Genomic DNA, 14260 nt, shown 5'->3' with positions numbered 1-14260 from the left:
GGGCAATTAGAACCGTGACAGCTGGCACAAATCAAACCGTTTTAACGCAGCCTCAAAGCAGCAATATTGGCACAGTTTGAACCGAAATCACTGGCACTATAAAACCGAAATGGGTGGCACAAATCGAACCGAATTAGCCATCAATCACATAAACAGGAAAAAGTACTATGTCGCTATCCTCAATACTATGCGGCTCGAAAGCTTTTTGATAATATCCGAAACCATAGAAAGCCTTTAGGAGATGGTAAAGGAGGTACTTATTTTGGAGCTACAGGCTGCGGAAAAAGTTTCATTATGCTTTTCCTCACCCGCTTGCTCATGCGATCAACGGAATTATCGAGTCCAACTATTGTGGTGCTTACCGACCGTACCGATTTAGATGAACAGCTTTCCAAGCAATTCACTAAAGCCAAAACTTACGTGGGCGATAATGCTATTGAGTCGGTTTTAAGTCGGGAGCATTTGCGAGAATTGCTTCAAGGCAGAAATAGCGGAGGTGTATTTTTGACCACCATTCATAAATTTACGGAAGATACCCAACTCTTGACCCAAAGAGATAATGTGATCTGCATTTCGGATGAAGCCCATCGCTCTCAGGTCAATCTCGATCAGAAGGTGAAAATCACAGAGGAAGGAGCTAAAAAGAGCTTCGGCTTTGCCAAATACTTGCATGATTCCTTACCTAATGCCACTTACGTTGGTTTTACAGGGACTCCAATTGATGCCACCATCGATGTATTTGGTCCTGTAATAGATGCCTATACCATGCGAGAATCAGTGACCGATGAAATCACAGTCCGCATAGTCTATGAAGGTCGTGCTGCTAAAGTCCTCTTGGATAATGAGAAGCTGCAGGAAATAGAGAAATACTATGATCAAGCCGCTGAAGCAGGAGCTAATGAATATCAGGTAGAAGAATCCAAAAAGGCCACTGCAAAGATGACCGCCATCATTGGCGATCCCGATCGTATTAAGGCAGTAGCGGAAGATTTCGTCCAGCATTATGAAGCCAGAGTAGATGAAGGTTCTACTGTTTTAGGAAAAGCAATGTTTGTCTGCAGTAGTCGGCAAATAGCTTATGCTTTCTATAAAGAATTAATCGAACTCCGCCCTGATTGGGGTGAAATTAGAAAATGTGCGCCAGGCACTATGATTACCGAGGAAGAAGAACAAGAGCTGCTCGCAATTGAAAAAGTAAAAATGGTCATGACCCGTAGCAAAGAGGATGATGATGAGATGTATCAACTGCTGGGCACAAAAGAATTTAAAGGAGAACTTGATCGACAGTTTAAAGAAGAGAAATCAAACTTCAAGATTGCCATTGTAGTAGACATGTGGCTCACCGGTTTTGATGTTCCTTTCCTCGATACTATTTACATTGATAAGCCCATTCAAAAACACAGCTTGATTCAAACCATCTCTCGGGTCAATAGAAATTATGAAGGCAAAAATAAAGGCCTGGTAGTCGATTACATTGGCATTAAATCCAAAATGAATCAGGCACTGGCCATGTATTCCAAACTGGAAGGCGATAGCTTTGAAGATATTGCCGAAAGCATTATAACCGTAAAAGACCTATTAAAAGTACTGGAGCAAATGTTCCATACTTTTGATGCTTCCAAATATTTTAAAGGAAACCCAACAGAAAGATTAGATTGCCTGAAAGAAGCTGCAGATTTCGCCATGCAAACCCAAAAGCACGAAAAGCGGTTCATGGAAATTGTCAAGCGCCTGAAAGCAGCTTATGATATATGCGTAGGTTCCGAAGAGCTCACCAATCAGGACAGAGACTACATTCATTTCTATCTGGCAGTACGATCGATCATCCATAAACTCACCAAAGGTGATGCTCCAGATACGGCCCAAATGAATAAGAAAGTAAAAGAGATGATCCAAGAAGCCATCAAGAGTGATGGGGTACAGGAAATCTACCAATTGGGAGATGAAGAAGCCACTCAAATCGACCTATTTGATGAAGATTATTTGGATAAAATTAACGGAGTAAAACTTCCGAATACCAAAATCCAGCTGCTACAAAAATTGCTAAAAAAGGCAATAGATGAATTTAAGAAAACCAACCGAGCCAAAGGAATCGATTTTAGTAAGAAATTCCAGTCATTAGTAGAGCAATACAACGAGCGAAGAGAAACAACCGAATTTGAAGGTCAGGTTTACGATGACATGTCAGAACAGCTAACCAATATGATACTAGACATGAAAGCAGCCTTTGCTTCAGGTGATGAATTAGGCATCAGCTTCGAAGCCAAAGCCTTTTATGACATATTAAAGCAGCTAGCCAATAAGTATGATTTCGAATATCCTGAAGATAAATTAGTGCCGCTTTCCGAAGCCGTAAAAGCCCTAGTAGATGATAAAGCAAACTACACCGATTGGAACAAAAGGGATGATATAAAAGCCGAGCTCAAAGCCAATCTTGTAGTCTTACTAGGCGAAAACGACTACCCTCCAGTAGATAGAGATGAAGTTTATAAGGAGATTTTTGAGCAAGCAGAGAATTTTAAGAATTATAGAAAATAAATTTGAAACGACATATAACTTGCATCAGGAAAAAAGAATTTCAAATGGAAAGAGAAGAAGAAAACGTACCGAGAAAAAAAGACTCTAATAGCTCAGAATACGCTTCATGGTATTCTTGGTGGAAAGCATTAAGTGAGAATTGGAAAGAGAGTCTATGGTGGAATGCTTTAGCTAAATCAGATTTCCAACACGATCTTGACCCCACATATGAAGAGTTAAAAAAGATAATCAATGTTGAGGATCTTTACTTTGCACATGTATCTTTTAATTCTTTTAAACCGCTAAGGAAATTTACCAGATTAAAGGGATTATCTGTTCGTAGGAAAAACATGGAAGATATTAGCATAATTTCCTCATTAAAGCAATTGCATGATTTAACATTGGATGAGCAAAAAATTACAAGTATAAGTTTTTTATCTAATCTTATCAATTTGGTAGAATTAAGATTAGGTAATAATAAAATTGAAGATTTAACTCCTTTATCAAATTTAAATAAAATCAGTGAGCTATTTCTTAATGACAATCAAATCCAAGATATATCAGCATTATCTAAATTAAACAGCCTAAAAGTGCTAAATTTAGATTAAAATATAATCAATGACATCAGCCCCTTGAAAAAATTAATTCATTTAGAAGGCTTAAGCGTAAGAAATAATAGCAATAACGATATTTCTCCTGTATTGACCCTTAGTACTATGATAGAAATATGCATCATTTTAGATTACAAAAATTATCTTTAATGAGTTTAAAAATAATTTTGGAAGTAAGCAATAATATTATCTATGAACTATTTTAAGAGAGTCTTCAACCCTTTAAATAAAGGAATGATTTCAATTATTCTTCAATTCTTTGAGTTTCAAAAGATTTAGCCACATTTAAGATTTTTCTCCGCCACCTTCTGCCATCTTTTTTGCCTGTGTTTGTAAAACCACTTGGCAAAAGTGGTAATAAATCCGGTCATCATGCCGCCATAAATAGTGATGGAGTCTTCATAATAAATACTTCCATTACCTAAGTCCTTCATTAATATATTGTGATTCCAGACTTTTGTGCTTTTATCCCACTCTCTGGTGGCTATTTCATAATTTTCATTATCAATTTTTTCAATGAATAGATAATGAGTACCACCGAAAGGAATAAAGCCAAAAACTCTCATTTTTGCTCCGTAAGTTTCTCCAAGCTCCCATTGTTTAGGAAATCCTACACCTGTAGGTTTAAACCGTATCATTCCTTTGGCTACAAACGCTAAAAGAGCTGGAGTTTTAACATTATTCCAGGCACTATCAATATTCATAGGTATTGCAGAACTAACGGTAAGCTTTTTTGCTTTTACCTTTTTGCCTTTGTACTCGATAACTATTTTCTCAACTGTTGCTTTTAGTTTGTTTTCCTGTGCATTTGCTTGAAAGCCTACTGCAATTAAAAGTAGTGTTAAAATCTTATTCATTATTGCTGATTTTGATTATCTCTACAAAATTCGCAACATTCGAAAATGAATACATTGATTCAAATCAAGAAATTATCCTGGCAAAATTTGCATTTAAAGACTTTTGTGAATTGTATGCTTGATCAGTTTATCTTGCATTAATCGTTTCTTAACTCTACTTAAGGTTTCAGGAGTCATATTGAGATAAGAGGCGATCATATATTGAGGAACGCGCTGTATTAAAGAAGGACTTTCCTTTATGAACGTACTGAGTCTGGTGTCATAATCATCATGCAAAAGTCTATTGGCTCTATGCACGGAAGTCACATAAGCTGATTCGGCTAATATTCTACCCACCCGCTCCCAATTTTTAGAGTCATTAAAAAGCTGATTGAGATTATCTCTATCAATACTGTAAATGGTAGAATCCTCTAATGCCTGAATGGGTCTCACGGAAGGGCTTTGCGTGAGGTAGCCAAAATAATCTGTCATAAATTCACCTTCAGAAAAGAAAAGCGTGATTTTTTCTTCACCATCTACTTGGTAGAACAATCTAAACAAACCTGACTCTATAAAGGATACTTTATTTGAGTATTGTCCTTCTTTTAAATAAAAATCTCCTTTTTTGAGTTTTTCCTGATAGAAAAAAGAAAGTGCATCTTCCAACTCTTTATCTGAGAATTTATTAAAAGTCTTTAAATATTCCTGAAGTTTCATATGGCCTTTGATGGGAAGACTTATCTTATCAAATAAAAATAGCTAGTAAAAAGGACTTAATCAACAAATTATCCGTCATAAGTATTTATTGCTAATTTCTTATGCTATAACCTTGATTTGTTGATGAAAATCTTGCTAAATACTCTTAAAGATAAATGAAATTGAATTGATTAACGAGTGCAATCCTATTGCCCATATTAAACCATTTTTTAATCTTAAATAACCAAAGGCTAACCCAAATAAAATCTGAGGAAGAATTAAAAATGGAAATAGAATAATTTGTGTCGAGTTTAAGGGAACAAAATTTAGAAGGTGTAATAGTCCAAATAAAAAGGAGGAAAACATGTAATATTGAAAAAAATTGGATTTAATGTTGCTAACAATTTTCCCACCAAAAAGCAGAATAATTAAAGAAGACACGCCAACAGCTGCCAATAATTTATAAAATGTTAAGGTGTTTAGCTCTGAGTAAAAATTACTTACCGTCACAATTGAAAATATAAAGTAGCAGAAGACAAATATTGAAACCCATACCTTTAGCTTATTTGGTTTTAAAAATAATCTAAACCCTATTTCTTCCACAACTGGTGCGAGTAAAACAACTAAAATCCAGTTTTTTACTGCTGTATTATAACTGCTATTAGATTGGTTAAACTCACTACCTGACAGCCAACTAATGATATCTCAAATTATTACTGAAATGAACATTGCAGCTAAACTGAATAAATAGGCTAAAACGCTTTGTCATTAACAACTGACCTTGTTTTATCTCCATCCAAATCATCTTTTAAAATCCCAAGAATTTCTATACTACATCTAATTCAATGTTTGAATTTCTCCAATAGCTTTTCGGGTACATTTCATAATGACATCTTGTAAATCAGCACCTTGAGTATGCAAGGGGTCGATACCTTTTACTAGCTTGGTTCTCAATTTATATAACTCTGCTCGATTTGATTTTTTAGCAGCCTTCACCAATTCCAATTTCATCAAGGCTTCTTGTTGATTTTGTTTTGGATTATGGAGTCCATTCAATTCACTGCATTGATGGCATACTCCATTTTTATTGATAAGGGCACAACGGTGTTCAAAAATATTGGTCATCGTTTTGCGGGCATTGATTAAAAGATGTTTCACTACACCTAGGCTTAGATCCAAGATCATGCATATTTCCTTTACTGAAAAATCATAAATATCCTTTAAAATCAGTGCTACTTGCTGTTCAATGGGCAGCGTTTTAGAGATGCAGGTAAAACAAAAATCGATATGCTCTTTCATATTGTAAGCCCCTTTTCCAATGCTGTGGCTTACATGATTGATAGCATCATAAACTGTTGAATCACTAAGTGCCAGTGCTTTTGATTTGTCCTGTGCATCTGGAAGCCAACGTTTTAAACGTTTCTGATGATCGTATGCCAATCGTGTTGCAATCGTGAATACCCAGGTTTTCAGCGAAGCGTCACCTTTGAAGGTTGAAATCTTATCAAATGCTTTTACGAAAGTGTCATGCGTCAGATCATCCGCATCGTTGCGGTCGGTTACAATGCGATATAAATATGATTTTAACTGGGGTTGAAAATCAGCAAACAGTTTCTGAAATGCATTGATATCGCCATTAATAGCGAGCTTTAGTGTATTATCGTTTTCCATGGTTTACTTCTCGAATGATGTTTTCATAGGCGCTTAATGCCAAATCTTTCCATAAATAATTATGCTTTATCGGAACTACAACCCAGTTTTTCATTGGTTTACCTTTGTCGCCCGGATTAAAAATTTCAGTACCTGCTAAATCCAAAGTGCTAATTAATTTATCAGTTTCCACTTTAAAAACCACGGCTTGCTCACTATTTTTATCAAAAAACAAGAAAGGTTTTCTTTTGTAAGTAAAACTTTTCCAACCAAACATATTGCCTGACTTTACATCCTCCATGCTCTCCCCAATTTCTGTATAAAGTTGTTCTGCTTCGTTCATAAAATTTAATTTTTAATGACTTGAAAGCCTTTCACTTTTCCATTTTCCAACGATTTATGTGCATCTGCTAAGTTCTTCAAAGGATAAACATGATGGATAACTAGCTTAATCTTAACCTCTAAAACCAGTTGCTGGAGTTCATCAAAGTCAGCCTGATATTGTATGAAACTATTCTTCTTGCTATCAAGCACCCCATAAAAGGAGGCGGATTTTCCATTTGGAAAAGCATTCCACCAAGCTAGTTTCATCATCATTAATCCAAAGTCAAGTCCAAAACCAAGGAAGTTTAGGAAGGTCTTTTTCTGGATATTCTTTCCTGAAGAGTAGACTGCAGAGGTAATGAGTTTACCTCCTTTTTTTAATAACTTAAATGAATAATTAAAACTTTTTTGATTGGTAAAATCAAAAGCTGCATCAAATCCATCCTTAGATTTATCACTCAAGCTTTCAAAATATTTACAGCTAGTATAGTCGATAGCTTCAGCATTAAAAGATTGAATAAAATCCATTTTTTTAGTTGAAGCTGTAGCAACAGTTTTAATCCCATTTAGCTTGCATAATTGCAAAAGTGTAGAGCCAATGGCACCTGCGCCACCATGAATTAGTGTAAGATCTCCAGATTTTAGATTAAAGGCTTTAAAAATCTGGTAGGCGGTCATCCCTGTCATAACAAGGCAAGCAGCTTCTTCGCTCGCTATTGCTTCATCTACTTTTAGCAAACTGTTTTCCTTTCGAATAATATAATCTGCATTTCCGCCCGTCATGCATACATCTGCAACCCTATCACCTATTTTCCATTTATTTACATGGTTACCAACCTCCAAAATTCGTCCCACAAAATCATATCCTAAGGTAAAAGGAGGCTTTTCTTTTAGCAGAGGATAAATGCCTTTACGTATCAAAATATCCGTGGCCGATACGGTTGAAGCTTCAATCTTAATCAATACTTCATTGGGTTGAAGCTTGGGAAGTACAGAAGATTCAATTTTAATCTCCTCTGCTGAACCGAAATTTCGAACAATGGCCTTTTTATTTTCCATCTTATCCTATTATTCTATTATCTCTAGCAAAAGCTCCAGCATACATAATGGCAGCTCCACACATTGCTAGATCACGAAAAATGGCTATTACTGCTTTGAAATCACCGCTGACAGCGGAAGGTATATGTACTAAAATTACAAATAAAAACAGACATAAAGCCAATAGAACTGTTGCCAGCTTATCGTATTTTTTGAGGATGACACTGACTACAAAAAGTAAAAAACATACTCCTACAAAATACACCCAAAAAGCAGGGAAGGGTAACCAAATGGGTACGTAAGGCAAGCTAAACTCTAGCGGCCCAAAATGTAGGAGTCCGAAAGCGATGAAAGGCAAAATAAATAGCCATTTTCCTATTAAGATGATATTTTTCATGGTTATAGAATTAAAGATGAGAAATTAAATGACCGACATAGTTCCAAAATCAACATCAACTATGTGGCTATTGAGTACAGCTCCTGCATCACTGACCAGAAAAGCAGCAGTTTCAGCAGTGTCTTTTAACGTGAGGGCTTTACCGATAAGTGAGCCATTTGCCTTTAGTGTTTCAGCATATTGTTGCATACTCATGCCCATTGCTTTTGCATTGGCTATGGAAGTTTCTTGAATGGTTCTGGTTTCTGGCATAGCGGTTGGGTTCAGGCAAATCACTTTAATTCCTGCCTGTCCGAATTCAGCAGCTAAAGACCTTGTTAAGCCTTCAATAGCCGTGCAAGAGGCAGTCAAACCAGCCATAAAAGGCATTTTGAGGCGAGATAAACTGGCAGTTAGCATTAGAATGGTTCCCTGAGATTGGCTTTGCATCATAAATTTTGCTGCAATACGGGAAGTCAGAAATTGTGAGCCTAAATGCAGTTGTACAGGTTTCAGAAATTGCTCGAAAGGTATTTTTGTTGCAGGAATGCCATAATCGCTTTCACTTGGTCTGGCGCCAATGCCATTGAAGACAATATCGAGTTTTCCATTATCAGCAACAATCTTTTGAATGAAAGTTTCGATATCAGTTTCATTCATGGCATCTACCAGATGAGCTTCTGCACTTCCTCCATTTTGATTGATTTTTTCAGCTAATGCTTGAGCTGGCTCCAATCTTTTAGCAGATACATAAACTTTAGCTCCATGCTGGGCGAATGATTCGGCCACTGCTCCAGCTATGGCTCCCGATACTGCAAATACTGCTGCTACTTTTCCATTTAGTCTTTTCATTTTCTTTTGCTTTAAGTTTTGACTTATTTACTCTTTAGACTTTTGAGCAAAAGAAAACGGTCGGATATTTCAAGATTAATTGAAACTTTAACTTCTAAGGCTGTTTAGCTGATTTTAATTATATAAATGTAATCAAATAAAAAGGTTAAGCTAAAGAACACTTGTACCAAACAAATACTAAGGAAGAGTAGGAGGAGGGTTGTAAAGGCGGTTTAACAAGTAAAAGGAGCTTTTAAAAGCTCCTTTTACTTACTTATGACTTCTTTGTGTAAAAGCTCGCCTTTCTCATTTTAATTTTATTATTTAATGTAGTAGGAGGGATGCAATATCAAAAACACGGACAGGACTTTAAAAAGAGATCAATGAAATAATTTCTAAATTATGTCATTGATCTTGAAATACGAGAAATGCTTTCTATTCTGCTTAACCATAATTAATAATAGTTTAAAAAAAGAAAACACTAACAAATATCATCCTTTTTAAAATTATTTCGTAATAAAAGATATAAAGACCAAAATATCCTTTTATATTTGTGTCAATATAAAACACATAGAATTGGTAAAAATTAAATCAAAATTTTATATTTAAATACAATAGTTATGAACGTTTACAAAGAAAAAACCATAGGAGAATGGGTGGCGGAAGATTACCGATCAGCCTCAGTTTTTAAGTCATTTGGCATTGATTTCTGCTGTAAAGGTGGAAGGTCAATTCAGGAAGCATGTGAAGCTAAAAATATTCCTGAAAGAGAAGTGGAAATAGCATTAGCAGAAGCTGTAATGGACAAACCTGAAAAGGGAGATATTGATTTTAAATCTTGGCCAATGGATCTTTTGGCTGACTATATTGAAAAAACACATCATAGATATGTGGAAAAAGCAATAGAGGAATTAAAACCATATTTGACCAAAATTTGCAAAGTGCACGGTGATTCAAACCCTGAATTGCATGAGGTAAAACAGATGTTTTTTGAGTCAGCGGGGGAATTGACCGCCCACATGAAAAAAGAAGAATTTATTCTTTTCCCTCATGTACGTAAATTAGAAAAGCATTTGAATGATGGCAGCAATTTAGAAGCTCCTCATTTTGGAACGGTCAAAAATCCTATTAAAATGATGATGGATGAACATGAAGCTGAAGGAGATCGATTTGAAGAAATAGCAAGATTGACCAATAATTATACTCCACCAGAACATGCTTGTAATACCTATAGAGTAACATTCGCATTGTTGGAGGAATTTCAAAACGATTTACACCGACATATTCATTTAGAAAATAATATACTCTTTCCGAAAGCTGTGAGAGTGGAAGAAAGTTTTAATGCTTTGAATTGATAAAATAGCGTATGGCTGGTTATAATGAAAAAAACTTGGTTAATAGTTAGTTTAGTTAATTTTCTGATTGCTTCTCTGATGGGCTTGCTCCTCAGAGGAGCTTTTGTATGGGAAATTGATTGGCTAGACTACAGACATATGTTGCACGGGCATTCTCACGTAGCTCTGCTGGGATGGCTATATTTAGGGGTTTTTATTGTGATTCATGACAAGTTGCTTCCTAAAGAAAAAGCCAGTAAGTCAGTTTATAGCTGGCTTTTTTGGTTAACTCAGTTTACAGTATTAGGTATGGCAATTGCATTTCCAATTCAAGGCTATGCTGCCGTTTCTATTTTCTTTTCCACTTTGCATATAGTTTTAAGCTATATTTTTGCAGTACGAGTTTGGAAAGACCACAGTAGAAAAGATTATAGAAGTTCTCTATTATTAAAAACCGCCATTTTATTTTTATTTATTTCTACTATAGGCGTTTTTGTGGTGGCCTACATTATGGCATCTAAAAATGGCGCAAATGTCATTTATCAAATCGCTATTCAGTTTTATTTACACTTTCAATTTAATGGCTGGTTGCTATTTGTTTTGTTGGCTTTGTTTTTTAATCGTTTTGGACAAGTTCTGTACCTTAAACAAAAAAGCTTTATTCGGTTTTACGGCTTAATTTTAGCAGGTAATATATTAAGTTATGCTCTGGTACTTTACTGGGGTTATAGATGGGAATTCAGTTATTATATTAATGCCGTAGCTGTCATTTTGCAATTCTTGGCCGTACTTGCTTTGTTTGATTCTTTTAGAAAGGGCTGGGCGACTCTAAGGAATTCTTTGAGTAAAGTTCAAAATCTATTATTAAAGCTCTTGATAACAGTATTTATTACTCGTACTCTTTTTCAAATTGCATTGGTGATTCCTGAAATGGCTGAAATGGCTGTTTTACTCCGCTTATTTATCATAGGCTTTATTCATTTAAATATGTTGGGCTTTTTCACTGCCTATCTATGGCTTGAATATCTTTCTGATCATAAACATCAAAATAATTCTATTCTAAAATCTGCAGTAATCTTACTAGTATTAGGATTTCTGTTGACTGAATTGATTATGTTTTTACAAGGGTTTTATTATTGGCAGGAATGGGGAAAATTCCCATTTTTTCATGAAGGGCTATTTTATGCAAGCTGTATTTTACCAATCGCTGCTTTCACCTTTTTAGTTGTATTTTTTAAAAATGAAAAACAATCAATGGTTTGAAAATCACTATAAAACATGACTTATGTCATTTTTCTTGACTTAATCAATTAATAACTTTAACAAAAATCAAATAAGCATGAAAACACTGAAATTTTTAACGACAGTAATTCTGGCAAGTATTTTTATTTATGCTTGTGGCAGCAAGGAACAATCAAGTAACGAGTCTGAAACTGATAAACAAACTTCTGAAAAAAAGGAGGTCCCTGAAAGCATCAAAATGGGTAAGGGGGTTGGAGAATTCACAGAAGTGGAAGTGTCAGACCCATTAAATGAAGAATGGGTAGCAAGAGGTGAAGCTATTTACGACATGAAATGTTCTGCTTGCCATAAATTAACAGATCAGAAAGTTGTAGGTCCTGGTTTTCAAGGCGTGACTAATCGTAGAAAGCCAGAATGGATTATGAACATGATTACCAATGTAGATGTCATGTTGGCTGAAGACCCAACTGCTCAAAAGCTTTTGGAAGAGTGTATGACCAGAATGCCAAATCAAAACATTAAACCAGATGATGCACGCAAAATCTTAGAATTCTTTAGAAAGAATGACATGGAAAAAGTAGGTAAAAAGGACGAAGCTATTAAATCTTAAATCAATGCAGTGTAGTTAAGACAATTCTACTTCTTTTTTTGGAGAAGGACTAAGGATGAGGCATTAATAAAAAGCTTAACTAAACGGCATTGATACTTAAATACCCATTAAACTTTTAAACTAAAAATTAATACACATGAAAACGCATTTTTTAAATTACGTTGCAGGATTAAGCCTTATTTTTTTAATGGCTTCCTGTGGTAATGGTTCCGAAACCTCTCAAGTTTTGGGAGGTAGCGCAGCGGAGCAAGCTTATGTTGCTCCCGGTGAGTATGATGAATTTTATGCTTTTATGTCTGGTGGATACAGTGGGCAGATTACGGCTTATGGCTTACCTTCAGGAAGATTATTAAAAGAAATTCCTGTTTTTTCAAAATATCCTGAAAATGGATATGGCTACAGTGAAGAAACTAAAGCCATGTTCAATACTTCTTATGGAGAAGTGCCTTGGGATGATTCTCACCATATTGAGCTTTCCCAAACAGATGGAGAGTTTGACGGCAGATGGTTATTTGTAAATGGAAATAATACACCTAGAATTGCTAGAGTGGATTTAAAAACATTCGAAACGGTTGAAATCTTGGAAATTCCTGATGTTGCAGGTTTACACTGTGCACCTTTCATCACCGAAAATTCTGAGTACTTAGTTTCAGGAACTCGTTTTTCAGTTCCTATCCCTCAAAAGGATGTGCCAATCGATACGTATAAAAAGAATTTCAAGGGTTTAATCAATTATGTATCTGTTGATCCTGAGCATGGACATATGGAATTAGCTTTTCAAATTGAAATGCCAGGCTTTAATTATGACTTAGCTAGAAATGGTAAAGGAAAATCTCACGGATGGAGCTTTTTAACTACTTACAATTCTGAGCAAGAGCACAGTCTTTTGGAGGTAAATGCTTCTCAAAAAGATAAAGATTTAATGGCGGTTATCAATTGGAAAAAAGCTGAGCAATATATGGAAGAAGGTAAGTTTACAGAAAGACAAACTTCTTATTTCCATAATTTAATGAATGAGGAAACTACCATAGCCGAATCTGAGGAAAAGACTTTAACCAAAATATTGGATCCTAAAGATTGTCCAGATATGGTTTATTTCATTCCGGTTCCAAAGTCACCACATGGTTGCGATGTTGATCCAACAGGTGAATATATTGTTGGTAACGGAAAGCTTTCTGCTGATATGTCTGTTTACTCATTTGACAAAATCATGCAAGCCATAGAAGATAAGAATTTTGATGGTGACTTTGATGGTATTCCTATTATCAACTATGAAGCTGCACTAGACGGTATTGTTAAAAAACCAGGTTTAGGACCATTGCACACAGAATTTGATGGTAGAGGAAATGCTTATACCACTTTCTTTATTTCATCTGAAGTAGTAAAATGGGATGTGGAATCTAAAGAAATTTTAGATCGTCAGCCAACTTTCTATTCTCCTGGTCACTTGGTAATCCCTGGAGGGGAAACTAAAAAACCAGATGGAAAATATTTAGTAGCAATGAATAAAATCACTAAAGATCGTTATTTGCCAACAGGTCCTGAATTGGCTCACTCTGCACAATTATTTGACATTAGCGGTGATAAAATGAAATTGATTCTAGATTTCCCAACTAAGGGAGAACCTCATTATGCACAAGCTATTGCAGCAGACAAAATTCAACCTAATTCTGTCAAATTCTATGATATTGAGCAAAATAAGCATCCTCATGCTACATTGGGTGAAAGCAAAACTAGAGTAGAGCGTGATGGCGATGAGGTGCATGTTTATATGACTGCCATCAGAAGTCACTTGGCTCCTGATAATATTGAAGGATTTAAGGTGGGTGATAACGTATATTTCCACTTAACCAATTTAGAACAAGATTGGGATGTGCCACATGGATTTGCAATTCAAGGAGCTACGAATGCTGAATTGTTAGTAATGCCAGGACAAACTAGAACTTTACTTTGGGAGCCTAAAAAACCTGGAGTATTTGCATTCTACTGTACAGATTTCTGTTCAGCGCTTCACCAGGAAATGTCTGGTTATGCTAGAGTTTCTCCTAAAGGCTCAGATGTTCCAATTAAATGGGGATTAAATGAGAAATTAAGAGAAAATGAACAAGCTGCTCATGACTTCTATGAGAAGGCTAAGCAAAATGCCAATATTGGTAAATAAATTAAAGATAGCTGCCGGAAATCATCCGGCAGTT

The 14260-nt window shown here is 35.5% G+C and carries 13 protein-coding genes and 1 pseudogene; 6 read left to right on the top strand and 8 right to left on the bottom strand.

The window, feature by feature from the left end; genetic code table 11:
- Positions 1–144: 144 nt before the first annotated feature.
- Both VFM92_RS13615 and VFM92_RS13610 read left to right on the top strand, forming a co-directional pair.
- Positions 145–2538: pseudogene (locus VFM92_RS13615) on the top strand (type I restriction endonuclease subunit R); the annotation flags it as partial.
- A 44-nt stretch (positions 2539–2582) separates the two neighbouring features.
- Positions 2583–3125 (top strand): leucine-rich repeat domain-containing protein, encoded by a 543-nt coding sequence (locus tag VFM92_RS13610; RefSeq protein WP_325122777.1) that lies wholly within the window; start codon positions 2583–2585, stop codon positions 3123–3125.
- Between the two features lie 278 nt (positions 3126–3403).
- On the opposite strand, the gene VFM92_RS13605 is transcribed toward VFM92_RS13610, so the two are convergent.
- The 8 genes from VFM92_RS13605 to VFM92_RS13575 form a co-directional block, all read right to left on the bottom strand.
- On the bottom strand, positions 3404–3985 hold the full coding sequence (locus tag VFM92_RS13605; RefSeq protein WP_325122776.1) for a hypothetical protein: 582 nt from the start codon (positions 3983–3985) through the stop codon (positions 3404–3406).
- Positions 3986–4078: 93 nt separating this feature from the next.
- Positions 4079–4681, bottom strand: a complete 603-nt coding sequence (locus VFM92_RS13600; protein ID WP_325122775.1) for a Crp/Fnr family transcriptional regulator — start codon at positions 4679–4681, stop codon at positions 4079–4081.
- Positions 4682–4816: 135 nt separating this feature from the next.
- The gene (locus tag VFM92_RS16940; protein ID WP_414675575.1) at positions 4817–5026 is read right to left on the bottom strand and encodes a type II CAAX prenyl endopeptidase Rce1 family protein; all 210 of its coding nucleotides are present in this window, start codon (positions 5024–5026) and stop codon (positions 4817–4819) included.
- Positions 5027–5497: 471 nt separating this feature from the next.
- Entirely contained in the window at positions 5498–6331 is an 834-nt protein-coding gene (locus VFM92_RS13595) for an RNA polymerase sigma factor (protein WP_325122774.1), read from the bottom strand.
- The gene (locus VFM92_RS13590; RefSeq protein WP_325122773.1) at positions 6318–6653 is read right to left on the bottom strand and encodes a hypothetical protein; all 336 of its coding nucleotides are present in this window, start codon (positions 6651–6653) and stop codon (positions 6318–6320) included. Before VFM92_RS13590 ends, VFM92_RS13595 begins: the two co-directional genes overlap by 14 nt.
- 5 nt (positions 6654–6658) lie before the next feature.
- Positions 6659–7693 carry an alcohol dehydrogenase catalytic domain-containing protein gene (locus tag VFM92_RS13585; protein ID WP_325122772.1) on the bottom strand — a complete coding sequence of 345 codons (1035 nt, stop codon included), beginning with the start codon at positions 7691–7693 and terminating at the stop codon, positions 6659–6661.
- A 1-nt stretch (position 7694) separates the two neighbouring features.
- Positions 7695–8069, bottom strand: a complete 375-nt coding sequence (locus VFM92_RS13580; protein ID WP_325122771.1) for a hypothetical protein — start codon at positions 8067–8069, stop codon at positions 7695–7697.
- Positions 8070–8093: 24 nt separating this feature from the next.
- Entirely contained in the window at positions 8094–8900 is an 807-nt protein-coding gene (locus VFM92_RS13575; RefSeq protein ID WP_325122770.1) for an SDR family oxidoreductase, read from the bottom strand.
- A gap of 599 nt (positions 8901–9499) precedes the next feature.
- Between VFM92_RS13575 and ric the strand changes: the two genes are divergently transcribed.
- From ric to nosZ, 4 genes are all read left to right on the top strand, one after another.
- Entirely contained in the window at positions 9500–10234 is a 735-nt protein-coding gene (gene ric, locus VFM92_RS13570; RefSeq protein ID WP_325122769.1) for an iron-sulfur cluster repair di-iron protein, read from the top strand.
- Between the two features lie 24 nt (positions 10235–10258).
- A complete protein-coding gene (locus tag VFM92_RS13565) occupies positions 10259–11476 on the top strand; it encodes a hypothetical protein (protein WP_325122768.1) in 1218 nt (405 codons plus the stop codon).
- Between the two features lie 76 nt (positions 11477–11552).
- Positions 11553–12065, top strand: a complete 513-nt coding sequence (locus VFM92_RS13560) for a cytochrome c (RefSeq protein WP_325122767.1) — start codon at positions 11553–11555, stop codon at positions 12063–12065.
- Positions 12066–12201: 136 nt separating this feature from the next.
- Positions 12202–14226 (top strand): Sec-dependent nitrous-oxide reductase, encoded by a 2025-nt coding sequence (gene nosZ, locus VFM92_RS13555; RefSeq protein ID WP_325122766.1) that lies wholly within the window; start codon positions 12202–12204, stop codon positions 14224–14226.
- The last annotated feature ends 34 nt before the right edge of the window (positions 14227–14260 follow it).

Origin of the sequence: Marivirga sp. (genome assembly GCF_035704835.1) — a bacterium.
Classification (GTDB): Bacteria; Bacteroidota; Bacteroidia; order Cytophagales; family Cyclobacteriaceae; genus Marivirga.
The sequence above is the reverse complement of the archived record's forward strand: the minus strand, read 5'-3'. Positions and strand labels throughout refer to the sequence as shown.